This window comes from Leifsonia sp. HAY1-4F (assembly GCF_056755275.1).
The window spans coordinates 1-238 of the sequence record NZ_JBNDHX010000595.1 but is presented as its reverse complement, the minus strand read 5'-3'; the positions used below and the strand labels follow the sequence as shown (position 1 = coordinate 238).

The window sequence follows — 238 nt, the reverse complement described above, 5'->3', positions numbered from 1 at the left end:
CCCCCCCCCCCCCCCCCCCCCCCCCCCCCCCCCTTCAAAAACAAAACCCACCCCCCCAGATTAGCGAGTGTCTCGTGGGCTCGGAGATGTGTATAAGAGACAGGCGTGACGCCGTGCTCCCGCAGCGACTCGGCGAGGCGGCGGTAGAAGTCGATCCCGGCCTGGTTCGGGCGGCCCCGCCCGTCGGGCTGGATGCGCGGCCAGGCGATCGAGAACCGGTAGGCGCCGAACCCCAGGT

General features: G+C 71.0%; 1 protein-coding gene. It reads right to left on the bottom strand.

Translation table 11 applies throughout. From position 1 onward, the window contains the following. The coding region (locus tag ACPYOG_RS20635; protein ID WP_481295928.1) for a family 1 glycosylhydrolase at positions 1-236 on the bottom strand (236 nt) is incomplete at its 3' end. Between the last annotated feature and the right edge of the window lie 2 nt (positions 237-238).